General features: G+C 49.1%; 10 protein-coding genes. 4 read left to right on the forward strand and 6 right to left on the reverse strand.

The features are described 5' to 3' along the window. Window positions 1–36 precede the first annotated feature (36 nt). Together mutS and ACTHMC_RS14865 are read left to right on the forward strand one after the other, a co-directional pair. Window positions 37–2,649: a DNA mismatch repair protein MutS gene (mutS, locus tag ACTHMC_RS14860; protein ID WP_440414161.1), complete on the forward strand. Its 2,613-nt coding sequence runs from the start codon at window positions 37–39 to the stop codon at window positions 2,647–2,649. Window positions 2,650–3,139: 490 nt separating this feature from the next. Continuing rightward, window positions 3,140–4,690 (forward strand): PA14 domain-containing protein, encoded by a 1,551-nt coding sequence (locus tag ACTHMC_RS14865; RefSeq protein ID WP_440414163.1) that lies wholly within the window; start codon window positions 3,140–3,142, stop codon window positions 4,688–4,690. 235 nt (window positions 4,691–4,925) lie between these two features. Here the strand turns inward: ACTHMC_RS14865 and ACTHMC_RS14870 are convergent, their stop codons facing one another. The 4 genes from ACTHMC_RS14870 to glmM form a co-directional block, all read right to left on the reverse strand. Continuing rightward, window positions 4,926–6,443 carry a gluconokinase gene (locus ACTHMC_RS14870; protein ID WP_440414165.1) on the reverse strand — a complete coding sequence of 506 codons (1,518 nt, stop codon included), beginning with the start codon at window positions 6,441–6,443 and terminating at the stop codon, window positions 4,926–4,928. Window positions 6,444–6,464: 21 nt separating this feature from the next. Next, window positions 6,465–7,862 (reverse strand): alpha-amylase family glycosyl hydrolase, encoded by a 1,398-nt coding sequence (locus ACTHMC_RS14875; protein WP_440414166.1) that lies wholly within the window; start codon window positions 7,860–7,862, stop codon window positions 6,465–6,467. A gap of 23 nt (window positions 7,863–7,885) precedes the next feature. Then, the gene (locus tag ACTHMC_RS14880) at window positions 7,886–9,016 is read right to left on the reverse strand and encodes a cysteine desulfurase family protein (protein ID WP_440414168.1); all 1,131 of its coding nucleotides are present in this window, start codon (window positions 9,014–9,016) and stop codon (window positions 7,886–7,888) included. 149 nt (window positions 9,017–9,165) lie between these two features. Further along, window positions 9,166–10,548: a phosphoglucosamine mutase gene (gene glmM, locus ACTHMC_RS14885; RefSeq protein ID WP_440414170.1), complete on the reverse strand. Its 1,383-nt coding sequence runs from the start codon at window positions 10,546–10,548 to the stop codon at window positions 9,166–9,168. Window positions 10,549–10,673: 125 nt separating this feature from the next. On the opposite strand from glmM, the gene ACTHMC_RS14890 reads away from it, so the two are divergent. Continuing rightward, window positions 10,674–11,435: a class I SAM-dependent methyltransferase gene (locus ACTHMC_RS14890; RefSeq protein WP_440414172.1), complete on the forward strand. Its 762-nt coding sequence runs from the start codon at window positions 10,674–10,676 to the stop codon at window positions 11,433–11,435. Window positions 11,436–11,911: 476 nt separating this feature from the next. On the opposite strand, the gene ACTHMC_RS14895 is transcribed toward ACTHMC_RS14890, so the two are convergent. Together ACTHMC_RS14895 and ACTHMC_RS14900 are read right to left on the reverse strand one after the other, a co-directional pair. Then, window positions 11,912–13,993, reverse strand: a complete 2,082-nt coding sequence (locus ACTHMC_RS14895; RefSeq protein ID WP_440414173.1) for a hypothetical protein — start codon at window positions 13,991–13,993, stop codon at window positions 11,912–11,914. A gap of 13 nt (window positions 13,994–14,006) precedes the next feature. After that, window positions 14,007–16,007: an LTA synthase family protein gene (locus ACTHMC_RS14900; protein WP_440414175.1), complete on the reverse strand. Its 2,001-nt coding sequence runs from the start codon at window positions 16,005–16,007 to the stop codon at window positions 14,007–14,009. 45 nt (window positions 16,008–16,052) lie between these two features. Between ACTHMC_RS14900 and ACTHMC_RS14905 the strand changes: the two genes are divergently transcribed. Further along, complete coding sequence (locus ACTHMC_RS14905; protein ID WP_440414176.1) at window positions 16,053–16,664, forward strand: phosphatase PAP2 family protein; 612 nt, start codon at window positions 16,053–16,055, stop codon at window positions 16,662–16,664. Window positions 16,665–16,666 lie beyond the last annotated feature (2 nt).

A 16,666-nucleotide genomic window follows, 5' to 3' on the forward strand; every position in this document is an offset into this window, starting at 1 on the left:
TTTTTAAGGGCCGTCAAAGCCTTTATATTTGCCGCTATGGCTAAAGCAGGTGCAGTATCTCCTATGATGCAACAGCATAAGGCAATCAAGCAGAAATATCCTGATGCTGTTCTACTCTTCCGTGTGGGCGATTTTTATGAAACATTCGGCGGCGATGCCATCATTGCCGCAGGGGTGCTGGGCATTACCCTCACCAAAAGGAATAACGGGGATGCAGGCTCCTCCGAGCTGGCGGGCTTTCCCCACCACTCGCTCGACACCTACCTGCACAAGCTGGTAAAAGCAGGGCACCGCGTGGCCATCTGCGACCAGCTGGAAGATCCCAAACTTGCCAAAGGCATCGTTAAACGCGGTGTTACAGAACTGGTCACTCCCGGTACCGCCACCAATGAAAAAATGCTGGAGCATAATTCCAACAATTTCCTGGCAGGTATCCATTATACAGAAGGTCAATCAGGCATCGCTTTCCTGGATATTTCCACCGGCGAGTTCTTTGTGGCCGAAGGTAACCAGGAGTATATCGATAAGCTTCTGCAGACACTCCGCCCCGCCGAAGTGATCTTCCAGCGCAGCTACCAGAAAACCTTTAAAGAGCAGTTCGGTACCCGCTTCTATACCTACACCATGGAGAGCTGGATCTTCGATGAAGCGTATGCCACCGAAAGCCTGCTCAAACATTTCCAGACACACTCGCTCAAAGGATTTGGAGTGGAAGGCATGCGCGAAGGCCTCATCGCCGCAGGTGCCGTACTGCATTATCTCAAAGACACTGAACACCCCAACCTGCAGCATATCACCGGCGTGCAACGCATCGACCGGGAAGATTATCTCTGGATGGACCGCTTCACCATCCGCAACCTGGAGCTCACCGGCGGTCCCGAACTGGGCAACAGCCTGCACAAGGTGCTCGACAATACCGTCAGCCCCATGGGTGCCCGCCTGCTCAAAAGATGGATCCTGCTGCCACTGAAAGATATCAACCGCATCAATGAACGCCTCAACCTGGTGGAATACTTCATCCGTGAAGTGGAGCTGCGCAATAAAGTGATCCACCATATCAAACAGACCGGCGATGTGGAAAGACTCGTGAGCAAGATCCCCACCAAAAAGATCGGTCCGCGCGAAGTGCTGCAACTCGCCAGGGGACTGCAACATATCGGAGAACTCAAAGAACTGACGAAAGACAGTCCGAACGAATACCTCCGCAAACTCAGCAATACCCTGGACGCCTGCGGCATTATCCGCGAACGCATCAATAATACCATCTGCGAAAATCCCCCGGCAGTTGCCGCCAAAGGTGGCGTTATCGGAACAGGCATTCATGAGGAACTGGATACGCTGCGCAATATTGCCAGCGGCGGAAAGGATTATCTGAATGCACTGGCGCAGAAAGAAGCCGATAAAACAGGCATCAGTTCACTCAAGATCGGATTCAACAATGTGTTCGGCTATTTCCTGGAAGTAACGCATACGCATAAGGACAAAGTTCCAACGGACTGGATCCGCAAGCAAACGCTCACCAACGCAGAAAGATATATCACACCCGAGCTGAAGGAGTATGAAGAGAAGATCGTGGGTGCAGAAGAAAAGATCCTGAATATCGAAGCTGCGCTGTACGATGACCTGCTCAATGCATTGCAGCCCTTCCTCGCCCCGATGCAGCTGAACGGAAGTGTGCTGGCGGTGATCGACTGCCTCATCTGCTTTGCCGGCAATGCCCTGCAGTACAATTATAAGAAGCCGCAGCTGCATGAAGGATATACACTCAGCATGAAGGAAAGCCGCCACCCGGTGATCGAAAGGAACCTGGGCGTTGGTGAATCCTATATTGCCAATGACATCGAGCTGGACCCGGAGAACAAACAGATCATCATCCTTACCGGTCCGAACATGAGCGGTAAGAGCGCAATCCTCCGTCAGACCGCCCTCATTACTTTGATGGCCCATATGGGAAGTTTTGTACCGGCAGACAATGCGCAGATCCCACTAACGGATAAGATCTTCACCCGCGTTGGTGCATCGGACAATCTCAGCGGTGGTGAATCAACCTTCATGGTGGAGATGAATGAAACAGCCAGTATCATCAACAATATCACACAACGAAGTCTGATCTTATTGGATGAGATCGGAAGAGGAACTTCCACCTATGATGGTATCAGCATTGCCTGGAGCATTGCAGAATATTTACACCAGAGCGATTGCAGGCCGCGCACTTTATTTGCAACTCACTATCATGAGCTGAATGAGCTGGAGAACAAGATGCCCAGGATAAAGAATTATCATATCACCAATAAAGAAGTAGGCAACAAAGTGATCTTCCTCCGGAAACTCGCTCCCGGAGGCACTACGCATAGTTTTGGTATTCATGTGGCCAAAATGGCGGGCATGCCCCCTTCCCTGATCAAACGCGCCAATGAGATCCTGGAGCAGCTGGAAGAAAAGCATGTGGATGGCAACGGTCCTGCTGTGGCTAATACCAATGATAAGGTAAAAAATATCGCTACTGAAAAATTCCAGCTGTCAATCTTTGATGCACACAGTGAAACCTTTGATGATATCCGTCAACTGTTAAATGGCATAGACATCAACAGGCTTACACCCGTGGAAGCATTACTGAAACTGCAGGAGATCAAAAGCAAGATCAACTGAATACACTGATTTATCAAAGATCAATTACTATAATTTCGCATATGCGTGAGAGACATTTCAAAATAATGAAATGTCTCTTTTCTTTTATTGAGTTATCTCAATAAATGTATCACTTCGTAGATTCACTATACCAGGATTATCATTTCGTGCGTTAAATTCGTGCTTCCAACCGTACAAGCATCCAGGGCTTATTTTTAACTGCCATTATCTCTAAGCTAACCCTGTTGAAACAACTGCCACTTACCCGGCAGCGTATTAGCCACAATAACCTTACACTGCGTATCGCAGAAAATGCAAAGCTCTACACCAGCTCTGCAGCATAATAATATATGCACTTCTGATGCGCAACACCTGATCAGTTAAACCTTTAAAAATTATGTACACTGCGCTGATGCGTGTGCGTGAGTCACTGCCCCTGACTACCACAATGCATTGCACAGGATAGAAATGCCCTTTTGTTAACCCTTTTGTGCCCTTAAACGCCAAACCGATGAAAAGTAAACTACTACTGGTTTTAATCAGTGGAATGATGTTGTTTGCCCTAACACCAGCAACAGCTCAAACATGTTCAGCGCCAAACGATAACCAGAATACTTCGTATAGTGGTAACCGTTGGTACGCCTACTTCTACAGAAATGAAGATTTCACCAGTTATCACGGCCGGGCCACCTATGGCTCGGGAACTTATGGAAATTTCGATGAGGATTTTCAGGGTTCCAACGTCAACTATGACCCTGACTGGGACCTTATCTCTAACACATTCAACTGTAGTCTTCCCACAGAAACATTCAGTGTTCGACTGCGTCAGACCAGGAATTTCACCGCCGGCACGTATGATTTTACGGTTGGAGCCGACGATGGAGTTCGGTTATACGTAGACGGTAATCTGATCATCGACGAATGGCAAACGCAGGTTTACGCCACTTTCACCATGCCTTATTATATGAGTGCAGGCAATCACACGCTGGTGATTGAATACTATGAAAGCAACGGCGAAAACCGCTTGCGTTACAATTGTGCGCCAGCAGCCTGCGTTGCTACAGGAACTACAACCGCTACCGGTACAAATAATGTTTGGAGGGCTTACTTTTACGATGGTAAGAACTTTGAAACTTTTCGTGGAAGTTCAACGGCGGGAGTGGCAGCTTCCCCGTTGATCAACACGAACTTCGGAGGAGACCTGGTGACTATCAGTGGCATTACCTGCCCGATACTCTCTGAAACGTTCAGTGTGCGCTACAGGCTCAACAAAACCTTTGCAGCAGGCACCTATCTCTTCACCATCGGAGGAGACGATGGTCACAGGCTCAGCCTTGATGGCGGAGCCACCTGGCTTATCAGCAACTGGCATGATCAGGGCTTCGGCACGTCTGCAGTTGTAAGAACCTTTGCCGTTAATACTACCGTCAACATGGTGCTGGAATATTATGAGAATCACCAGGGTAACCAGGTGTTCTTTGACGTAGCCACCACTTTGCCGGTGTCACTGGTGAAGTTTGAAGGCAGGCTCACCAACAATGAATCCACCCTCAACTGGCAGGTCACCCCGGAAAGCACGGAAGATTATTTTGAAGTGGAGAGAAGTACTGATGGCAGACAGTACAATAAGATCGGCACCGTGTCATCCACCCAGGCAGTGGCAGCTGTAAACGGAAACAGGCAGTATAATTTCAGAGATCCGAATCCTGTGGCCGGTAATGGATTTTACAGGTTGAAGATCATCGATAAGTCTGGTCCTGCCAAATACTCAAGTATCATCAACATCAATACACAATCAACATCGAAAGCAAAAATTTACCCAACGATAATCGACCAAAACAAACTGCTCTTTATTCAGTCAGACAGAAGCGCCACTGATGCGGAAGTGAGCATCCGGAATATTTCCGGTCAGCCGGTGCTCATTAAGAAGCTGGGTACGATGACCCGTGGACAGATAGCAACCCTGCCGCTACAAGACGCTGCCTTATCGAAGGGAACGTATATGGTGCTTGTATTAGCAGGCGGTGCAGTAATGCACAGACAGCTGATCACAGTACCATAAAGACGCAGGACAACAGAACGGCAGCAGCAGGGCTCAATGCCCTCTGCTGTTTTTTCTATTTAAAAAAGAAAACTGCCGGACCTGAGCCCGGCAGTCCTGGTCACGTTGCGCAGTGACCTATTCAAACTTAACCACAGACATGTAAGAGGAAGAGTCCGCACATGTTCTGTCCTATCATTTCAATCACCACGCCAGTTATGACTTGCTTAACAGAATAAACTGTTAAAGGAATCTTCTATTTGTTGCGCAATTTCCCCAATGCCTGAAAACCAGGCTGTAGCTGACTGTACAATTGCGCATAGATGGTATAATACTGCTGCAATATTCCATGCGTTGCGGCATCGGGTTCATACACCGCTTCTTCCTGAAAAAATTTACGGGCGTCTGACAGTCTGGTGATCTCTCCCGTAGCCATAAAACCCAAGATGGCTGCTCCCATGGCAGAAGCATCTGCCGATCCCGTTACCACCAGCCGCTGCCCCAGCAGGTTGCATAACCATTGCACCCATTGCGGGGAACGGATGAAACCTCCACTCACAAAAATCTTTTCCGTCTTCCCCACCGTTTGCTGCACCGCCTGCATTATATCACAAACTGCATAGTTGATCCCCTCCACTACGGCACGCATGGCATGCTCCCGTGTATGCCTGTGGTCCATTCCAACCAATGCTCCCCGGGCCATGCCATCCCATACAGGAGCACGCTCTCCCCGCACATAAGGCAGGAACAATAAACCTTCCGAACCAGCCGGCACTGATGCCGCCTGCTGCATGAACCATTCCATCGCACCCTCCTCCCGGATATTGCGCTGCAGAAAATGTTCTGCATACCATTCCACCAATGCGCCTCCGTTATTGAGCGGCCCTCCACAAACAAAATGCGCTTCATCCAGGATGTAATTGAATACCCTGCTCCCGCTGTCTGTAGCCGGCATAGCCGTTACAGCACGCACAGCCCCCGATGTTCCAATGGTGATGCTGAGATCTCCCGGCTCCAGCGCATTACTGCCGAGGTTGGCCAGACAGCCATCACTGGCCCCCACCACAACCGGGGTCTTTGAAGGTATCCCGATCTTCTTTGCATATGCCGGTCTGATTTCAGCGATCATATATTTCGTTATAACAGGCTCGGATAACCGATCTTCACTGATACCTGCCAACTGAAGCGCCGGTGCATACCAGCCCCTCTTCCGGATATCGAACAAACCGGTAGCAGACGCAATACTGAGATCAGTGACATTCCTACCCGTAAGCCTGTATAGCACATACTCTTTAATACCCGTGAATTTTGCCCCCTGCTGGTGCAATACAGGATTGGTTTCGCGAAGCCAGATCAGTTTACATAGCGGACTCATGGGATGCACCGGCGTGCCTGTATGCCTGTAGAGATCAGTAGCCAATCCTTCTGCTTTCAACCTTTCCGCCTGAGCACTGCTGCGCAGATCAGCCCAGGTGATACAGTTGCTGAGTGGCTGGAAGTTTTCATCCAGCACTATCAGACTGTGCATGGCGCTGCTGAAAGCAATGCCCGACAATAATTGCAGATCGGTTTTCTGTGCAAGCTGCATCGCTACTTCCTCCAACACATCCAATACTGCCCTGAACACCTGTTCCGGATCAAGCTCATGCTTTCCGCTATCATCTGTAAGAGGCGTATATCCCCGCATAGCTGAAGCAAGCACAAAGCCATCGCTTTGCAGGGCGATGGCTTTGGTATGTGTGGTTCCGATATCTGCTCCGATAAAAAAACGCATGTGCATCAACGTTATTGATGATCAATATTCGTAAACGATATACCCCCAGCCTTCGATATTGAAATGATGCCCAAGTCTGAATGGCTCCTTCACGCCGAGGAAGAGATTCATTGGATCACCAGCCAGTGAAGGGTCTTTTATCGTGATGGTCTGCTCCTTTTCAGAGAGATTGAGGATCACCAGCACTTTCTTTCCATCCTTTTCTCTCACATATGCATAGAGTGCTTTATCATCGCCCACGGAAACCTTGTGGAAGCTGGCATCTGTACCCAGTGCCGCATTGCGTTTGCGCAGATCCAGCAGCGCCTTGTAAAACCTGGCCCGCGTGAACTGCTTCATGTTCATATTGTCTTTATCAAAGAAAGGAATGGCGCGCAGCACCGGCTCTTCCTGTCCGCTGTAAATGAGCGGCAATGCCCCTCTTGTTGTTTGAGTAAGCACGGCAAAAGCAGCGTGTTTGAGACCGGGGAAGGTCCCGAAATCACTCTGGTTCCAGGTGTTCTCATCATGATTGCTGGTAAAATAAAGGCGGATGGCGTCTTTGGGAAAACTGCTGTCCTGCCGCGCCAGCACAGAGTCCAGCGTCAGGGCATTCAGCCTTCCTGCCGCCACGCTCTTCATATGCTGAAACATATCCCAGGCATAGGTTGCATCAAAGCCTGCCTGGTGCAGGTCAGCTTTATCACCTTCGGCGAGCATGAAGAGATCGGACTTTTCATTTTTGAGGACGTTTATACATTGCTTCCAGAAATCCGTAGGTACTTCACTGGCCACATCGCAGCGGAAGCCGTCGATCTTCGTTTCGCGGAGCCAGAACTGCATGCTGGCGATCATACTATCGCGCAACTCCTTATTGTCATAATTGAGATCGCGGGTATCGCTCCAGTCGAACGCATAAATGGCTTTGCCACTGCTGTCTTTATTGTAGAAATCAGGATGCGATTTCAGCCAGGGATGATCGGCACCGGTATGATTGGCCACCCAGTCGATGATCACTTTGAACCCCATTGCATGGGCGGTGTCCACCAACTTTTTAAAATCCGCCATGGTGCCGAATTCCGGATTGATTTTATTGTAATCAGCCACGGCATAGTAACTGCCGAGGGAGCCTTTGCGGTCTGTTTTGCTGATAGGAGTTACAGGCATGAACCAGAGTACTTCCACGCCCATATTCTTCAGCCGGGGCAGGGATTTACTGAAAGCGGCAAATGTTCCCTCTTTGGTATACTGTCGAACATTGACTTCATAAATGTTGGACTGTTTGATCCAGGCCGGAGGAGGTTGAACAGGAAGGGAATCAGTGATAGCTGAAGAGGAATTATCAGTCTGTTTTTCTTTCTCAGGTGCGGAAGCACAAGCTGGCAGCAGGCAGCTGATCACTGCGGCTGCTGCCAGAAAGCGGTAAATAGTAGATGACATGTTAGCTCAATTTGAGCAACAAGTTATATCATCTCCTTCAATTTCTCCACAACTGTATCGATCTCTTCCTTTGTGTTCTGCTTGCTGAAAGAGAAACGCACAGTTACCTGGTTAGGATTGTTATTGATGGAACGGATCACGTGAGAGCCGGCATCCGCGCCGCTGGTGCAGGCGCTGCCGCCACTGGCGCAGATATTATTGATGTCCATATTGAAAAGGATCATCTCAGACTTCTCTGTTTTGGGGAAAGAAGCGCTCACCACAGTGTAAAGGCTGCGGCCCAGTGGATCTCCGTTGAAGGAAACGCCTTTGATATGCTTCTCCAGCTGTTCCATCATGTATAATTTCAGGCCCTTGATATGGGCGCTTTCTTTTTCGTAACCTTCAGTAGCCATTTCCAGCGCCTTCGCAAAACCCACCACACCATAGAGGTTTTCGGTACCTGCACGCATATTACGTTCCTGGCCACCGCCCTGAATGAAAGGCTTGATCTTCACGTTCTCGTTGATGTACAGGATCCCAACACCTTTGGGGCCATGGAATTTATGACCGGCGCCGGTGATGAAGTGTACAGGTGTATTGCGCAGGTCGAAAGGAAAGTGACCTACCGTCTGCACCGTATCGGAATGGAAAATGGCATTGTATTTTTTGCAGAGCTCGCCCACCGCATGAATATCCAGCATATTGCCGATCTCATTATTGGCATGCATCAGCGTAACCACGCTCTTTTCTTCACAGCCTGCCAGCAGTTGCTCCAGGTCTTCCATATCCACATGGCCGTTTGGCAGCAGCTTCACATAGCTGAGTGCAGCCTCTCCGCGATGGTAAAGGTTCTCTACAGTATGCAGGGTAGCGTGGTGCTCAACGGGGGAAGTGATGATATGTTTGCATCCAAGGTCTCTCACTGCCGCACAGATAGCGGTATTGGAGCTTTCCGTTCCACCGGAGGTGAAAAAGATCTCTGCAGGGTGAGCATTCAGGATCTTGGCAACAGATTTACGGGCATTTTCTATAGCCAGCCTGCTTTCCCTTCCATATGAATAAATAGAGGATGGATTACCAAATTTCTCGGTCAGGTAAGGCATCATTGCTTCCAGCACAGTGGCATCCAGGGGTGTGGTAGCCGCATTATCAAAATAGATACGTTGGGTCATGACTTGTTGTTTAAACAGCGCCTTTTGGCGATTCGAATTATTCCGCCGCAAATTTCCGGAAATATTTTCAAATGGCGCTGTTTCCGGGCAAGGAGGTGACGAACTGGAAAGAACCCGGTATAAACAAGTACATCCGATCTATCAACAGGCTATACTAACTCCCTGATATCCTGCATCAGGCGTAAAGCGATGTTATTTGCCGTGGTTTCGAAGTTACTTTCAGCATAGATCCGGATGATCGGTTCCGTATTGGAAGTACGCAGATGCACCCAGTCGGAGTCGAATTCGATCTTCAGCCCGTCTTCCGTATTCATAGGCTGATTCTTATACTTCTTCTGGATGTTCTCAAAAATGGCCTTTACATCGATGCCATTGGTGAGCTCGATCTTATTCTTGGAAATAAAATAATCGGGATATTTAGCGCGGAACGATTTGATGCCATTCTTATGTGCAGCCAGTGAGCTCAGGAAGAGACCGATACCGATCAGCGCATCCCTGCCATAATGCAGGTCTGGAACAATGATACCACCATTACCTTCACCACCGATCACCGCATTCTTTTCCTTCATCTTGTTCACTACATTCACCTCACCCACCGCAGAAGGGAAATATTCTCCTCCTCTTTTGATGGTCATTTCCTTGAGCGCTTTGGTACTGCTCATATTGCTCACGGTGTTACCCGGCTTCCTGCTCAATACATAATCGGATACAGCCACCAGGGTATATTCCTCCCCGAACATGCTGCCATCCTCATTCACAAAACAAAGCCTGTCCACATCCGGATCCACCGCAATGCCCATGTCCGCGCGATGATGACGTACGGCATTGGCCAGTTCAGTCAGGTTTTCAGGAAGCGGCTCAGGATTGTGCGCAAACCTGCCGGTCACTTCTCCGTTCAGCACAATTACTTCAGCAACACCGAGCGCCTTCAGCAGATCAGGCACCACCAGTGCACCGGTAGAGTTGATCACATCCACCACTACCTTGTACCCTTTTTCACGAATGGCGGCTACATCCACCAGCGGATAAGCGAGGATGGTTTCGATATGTTTCTGAAGTGTGGTCTCGTTAACTGAATACTGTCCCAGTTTCTCAACGGTGGCAAACTTAAAGTCCTCTTTGGCAGCAGACTCCAGTATAGTAGCCCCATCTTCGCCGCTGATGAACTCGCCCTTGTTATTGAGCAGTTTCAACGCGTTCCATTCCCTTGGGTTATGGCTGGCAGTGATGATAATGCCTCCGCCTGCATTCTCCCAGACAACGGCCAGTTCCACGGTTGGCGTGGTTGACAGTCCTGTATCCACCACATCGATTCCCATTCCGATCAGTGTGTTCACTACCAGTTGCTGCACCATGGCGCCGCTGATACGGCCATCACGGCCGATCACGATCTTTGCAGGAATATTTTCATTGCTGAGGATCCAGCTGCCATAGGCTGCTGTGAATTTCACTATGTCCAGGGGAGTCAGATTATCGCCGGGGTTACCACCAATTGTGCCGCGAATGCCTGATATACTTTTTATCAATGCCACCGTATTCTAAGTTTAACGGCTACAAAAATAAGGCTTTAGGAGCTTGTTAGAATAACCACTTCCGGGTATTTTACCCACAATACCTGTTTCCGGATTGGCCCCGCTTCCCTATTTTTGCGGCCATTATGCTGAGCATCACCCCTGTAAAACCAAACTGGTTCAAGGATTGGTTCAATTCTCCGTACTACCACCATTTGTATTTTCAACGCGATCATACAGAGGCGGCCCATTTTATCAATCGTTTGCTCGATTTTCTGCAGCCCCACGCTAACTCACGTATGTTAGACGCAGGCTGCGGACGCGGTCGCCATGCCATGCAACTGGCCTCCAGAGGCTACGACGTAACCGGTATCGACCTGGCTGCCGACAGCATCGATGTAGCGCGTACACATGAAACCGGCAATCTCCATTTTTTCCGTCACGATATGCGCCTGCCCTTCCGCGCCGGCCACTTCGATTACGTCTTCAACTTCTTCACCAGCTTCGGCTACTTTGAAACCGAAGGTGAGCATGATGATGCCATCCGCAGCTTCGCAGACTCGCTCCGCCCTGATGGCCTGCTGGTAATGGACTTCCTCAATGTGCAGCATGCCGCCAGCAACCTCGTGCATCAGCAGGAGATCTCACGCGGAGATGTGAACTACTTCATCACGCGCTGGTATGATCAATCCCATTTCTACAAAAAGATCGAAGTGCACGACAGCAAGCACCCTGATAAACCGTTGATCTTTGCCGAGAAAGTGGCCACCTTCAGGCTGGAAGACTTCAATGAAATGTTTGCAGATCATAATCTTCAGATACAACAGGTGTTTGGAGATTATAACTTCAACGAGTATGATGCGGTTTCATCTCCTCGATTGATCATGATTGCAAAAAAGATCAGCTGATGTATTCTATGCTGTAGTCGCAAAGGGATATGAACGACGGTTGTAAAACATACCCACACCTTTGGTTTTTTCAATGGAGCTTTTGTAGGTATGTTAAAGCTGTGGTGCAATGCCGGGCCTGGGGATCGTATGTTTTGAAGACCGTCGTTCATATCCCTTTGCTCCATGTCTCCGGACGTGCAAGAACTTATGCAAGATGAGTAGCGGCAACCTGTACATCGTTAATTGCAATTACTAATGCATGATGAATCATAAATGCAGCAACAGGTGAACCATGAAGTGCACAACTCCTGCGTAATGAAGCACAACATCTACCACTCAGCATTCTCATTGCCGTAACGCTGCATCAACATCTTGCATAGAGTAAAAAGCATCCCTGTTTTTGAATCCGCAGAAATCATTTGTGAAGATGGAATTACAATTGCTTCACATGCAGAGTGCCTATGCCTGCGAGGCATATGCAATAAGACAACAACTTATTTCTCCTTCACAAAGATCAGCTTCGGCGCTTCGCCCACATCCATTTTCACTTTGCCGTTTTGTACAGCAAGCGGAGTGATCACACCTTCAGCCAACTGGTCTTTGAAGGATAACATGGTGGCGGATTGTCCACCGGTCTGCAATTCGTAATTGGAAATTTTCTTGCCGCTGCGCGTAGGGCAATAGATGAAGTAAGCCGCAGAGTCAGGAGAGATCTTGTTGCGGTATTTGTAGATCCAGACATCGCCTTTTTCCTGGATGATCTTCTCAGGAACGTAGTTGCCGAGATGATGCACGAGCGAGTTGATGTAGAACCAGGCGGGATACGGAATGAATTCGAAATTGCCCTTCTGGCGAAGGAGACCGCTGGTAACGAAGAGTCCGTCTTCAAAGTTTTCATCTACATCGTCTTTGATCCAGTAGATGATATAGCGGTCGAAGCCGGAAAAGGCAATGAGATTGATGGCGCGGAGCAGCATGAGGCCCTGGCTCTCCGACTGGCTGTAGCCAGGCACAAGCGGTGCCGAAACCTTGCTCTTCCGGTTCTTGTCGTAGCCGTACTCACCGAGCATGCATTCCACATTGGGTTGCAGGCGATAGGTTTCGTTGCGCGCCTTCACCATTTTCTGGCGGAGCGAATCTTCTTCGGGCGTGATGCCAGCAGTGGCGCTGGTGAAAATATCGGTGGGGTGATCACCCTTTCCATTGCTGGAATAGTAGTGATACTGGATGCCGCCATTCCAGAGGAACTGTTTGTCTTTGCGCAATGTTTTGCAAAGGAACTGCAGTACGCGCAGGCGGTCCACGTCAAAGGAAGTGAAACCGGCAAGCATGAGGTTACTGTTGACATCAGCGTTCTTGATGCCGAATGTTTTTCCCATGCGGCCTTCATGACCGTCGTAATCCGCCGTGCTCTGCGCAAAATAGGAAACAGGATTACAGTATTTGTTGCCGCCCCAGGCAGCATCTGTTTCGTTTCCATTTTCGTAGATGGTCATGGTGTTGCGACCAGAGAATTTATGCGGATCAACGGATTGAATGAGGGCAGTATCCACTTTGGTGGTGCCGTAACAGGCAGCCATGGTCCACATCATATTGGCATGACGCGCATAACTCATGGGATCCTCAGGGTTCATGCCTATTTTGGTGACAGGCCTGTCTTCATTCCAGAGCCCTTTGTTCTCCATCCATTTCGGTACGCCGAGATAAGAGTACCAGATCTTGTTGCCAACATCACGCGTGATGCTGTCGGAATACATCACGTAATCGCCGGAACCGTTGTTCCACCAGCCGTTGGGCGTGATGTAATATTTTACGTTGGGCCAGTTGTCAACCGAATCCACATCTATGCGGCTGATGCTGGTGTACATGCGTGAATAATAAAAAGGTTTCATCCAGCGGATATCTGTGCCCTGGTAACAGTTCACACCGAGAAACTCTTTCATCATTTTCGGTTCCAGTCGCGGACCGGTATATTCTGCGGGAGGTAGCGGTTCCAGTTCTTCTAACGGGCATCCATATACGGCGGCTTCTGTGACTTCGGCATCAGGACTGAAAAAGCGGAACATGATATAACGGCTGGTATCGCTGATATTGAAGCTGCGCCAGCCCCAGAAACCGGAATTGCCTTTGGTGGTGAAAGCCGCTTTGAGCTTCCAGTTGGTCATAGTGCCGGTGTAGATCCACACACTGTCGGTCTGCATGGATTTATCATAGAGATAGATCTCTGAGATCTTGTGCATGGCTCTAAGGTCCACTACCAGGCGGCTGCCGCCGTCTTTGAAGTAGAGGTTGATGCCTTTGCGGGGATGAGGAGATGTTCTGGGATGCTCGGTACCGAACCTGTCTTTGGGATCGGACAGATCCGCTTCATCAAAAAGATTAAAAGGGCTTACACGGGAGGTATGCGCGTAACCGGAAAGATCGTAGATATCATCTTTTGTGATGGTGCGGATCCGCTGCGGAGTAGTGCAGGGCTTCGGCTTATTGTCTGCCAGCAGTTTGCCGGCAGGCTTGTCAGGGCCATTGCAGCCCGCCATCAGTAACAATAAGATCAAGCCGGTTATACCTGTTCTCATATAAAGGTTTTGTTTAGGGGGTGCCCGCCACCTTCTTCTTGTTATTCAGCAGCAGATATTTTGCTGATTCATAAATGGCCTGGCTGAGCAATCGCATCTGTTCTTTCTGTGCAACAGTGGCGGAATCATTTCCGGGAGCCTGATTATTCACCACCGATACAAATTCCTCTTTTTTCGTTTTCAGTTGAGAGCGGTAAAAATAATCTCCTTTCACTATTCCGGCCATACTGTTATCCGGGTCAAAGATAAACGCGAAATGATGAGAAGTGGTATCAAGCAGGTCTTTTCCCAGCGAACTGTTCACATAATTGATATTGCTCAGTCCTGCTATGGTGGGCAGCACATCCATCTGGGAACAGATATGGGAGATGCGGCGCGGCTGCAGGAGTTTGGGGGCATAGAACAGGAGCGGAACATGCTCTGAGGTAAGGCGTTGTTCCGTCCAGGCATCGGGGAACATGGTACCGGCATTGCCGGGAATGCCATGATCTCCTACAAACACAAAGATGGTATTATCGTAATACTTCTCTTTGGAAGCGGCTTCCATGAATTTCTGAAAACAGTAATCGGTATAGCGGAAGGCGTTCACTTCGGGCAGGGACTCGAAACCGTATTTGCGAAGCGAGTCCTGCGGCACATCGATTTTTTTGAATTCCTGCTGGTCTTCCTCGGGGATCGTGTAAGGACGATGGTTATCGGCTGTCTGGATCACGGCAAAGAAAGGCTTGTGCTGTTTCGCAAGCAACTTGTTGGATTCCAGAAAAAGGTTCTTATCGCTGATGCCCCATACATCGATCTTGGGCGCATCCCAATCGTCCTGCTCGATGAGGTTCAGCTTACTTATATTATTCGTGAGCAGGCCGCGCATATTGGCCCAGCTGGTGCTCCCACCGATGAGGTAGAATTTTTCATAATCGGAGAAATCATTGATGATGATATGCTGGTCCACGGCTGCGGGGTTGCGACTGGCCGTTTTGGGCATTTCAACGTCGGGCATACCGGTGAGGGTGGCCCATACGCCGCGCGCTGTGCCGTAAGTAGGTGTAAAGCAGCGGTCGAAGAAGATGCCGTTTTTGGTCATATTGTCAAAGAAAGGCGTGGTGCCGAGCGGGTTCCCCCACATGGAGCTCTTGTAACCGCTGAAAGATTCGCAGATCACCAGTACAATATTTGGCTTTGAAGTGATGGAACCCGGGCGGGGTGCGATCATCCGCTCAAAGTTAAGGGCGGCGGTATTGGGATCGAGATTGTAATACTGTTTAATAACTGGGAAGAGCTCTTCCACTTTCTTTTTATCGAATTTATTCCCCCGGAACTTCAGGGTATTGAAGAAAGATTCGAATGGATTGAGGGAAAGATTGGCTTTGTAATCGCTGCCCAGTGCAAAAGCATCGCTCCAGCGGAGGGGATACTGACTGAACTTACCGAAGAGGAAAAAGCCGAAGATGAGGAAACAAACAACAAATGCACTGATGCGGGAGCGCTTGCTAACCGGCTGTTCGCTGGCCTGGATCCTGCGCCAGGAACGGCGGATCAGCCATACGATGAACCAGGTAACGATCACCAGGCCCAGTAACAGCCTGATCACGGGATAGCTCTGCCATACCATACTGGTGCTGATGCCGGCATCTTCCAGGTAATTCAGTACGCTGGCATTGAGGCGTTGCACCAGGTAGGCGTAATGCGCATAGTCCACAACAAAAAAGAATAATATGAGCAGGGTGAAAATGGAGAACAGTACATTCCACCATTTCTTCCCGAAACTGCTTTTGAAAGGATGTAGCCAGGGCGTGCTGCCCAGGATCAGCAGGATCAGCAACAGCAGGGAAATGATTCGGAGATCAAAACGGGCGCCCAGAAAGAAAGCATCCGTCAACTGCCCGAAACTATAGCCCTGTTTATTGAAAAAAAGATACAAACCCAGCCGCATCACGGTGAAAAGGAGGAAAAAGATAACGCCAATCGACAAAATCCAGCGGACCAGGGCGGGTAATCTTCTGATAAATTGTTTCATAGAAAGAAAATAGGCGCTAAAATTATAGTATTTATTTTTGTAGCTATGATTTTCAATCCCGGCAACCTTACATTAACATTCTGGAATCTGATCAAACCTGCAGACACCTGGCTGATCACCCATATCAACCAGAACTGGGGCAATGATTTCCTGGATACGGTGCTACCCTATATGCGCGAGTCCTACACCTGGGTGCCCCTCTATCTTTTCCTCCTGCTGTTTGTGACCATGAATTTCAAGCTGAAAGGCTGGTGGTGGTTTACAGGAGCCATTGTTACCGCCGCCCTGGCCGACGTGCTGAGCAGCCAGATCATCAAGCAGCTGGTGATGAGGACGCGTCCCTGCCAGGACCTGGAAGTATCCCAGCAATTAAGATTTTTCATCAACTATTGCCCCCGGAGCTCCAGTTTCACCTCCTCTCATGCCGTCAGCCACTTTGCCCAGGCTATGTTCTTTTTCTTAACATTGCGCCCTGTCATTGGAAAAATCGCCTGGATTTTCTTCTTTTGGGCGGCAATCATCGGGTATACCCAAATATATGTAGGCGTTCATTATCCTTTTGACGTATTTTGTGGGGCATTATTAGGATGCGGAATCGGTATTTTGACAGGCAAAATGTTCAACAAACAGATCGGTACGCTTAGTTTAGACAAATAAAG

The organism is Pseudobacter sp., assembly GCF_051955275.1.
In the GTDB taxonomy this organism is placed as follows: Bacteria; Bacteroidota; Bacteroidia; order Chitinophagales; family Chitinophagaceae; genus Pseudobacter.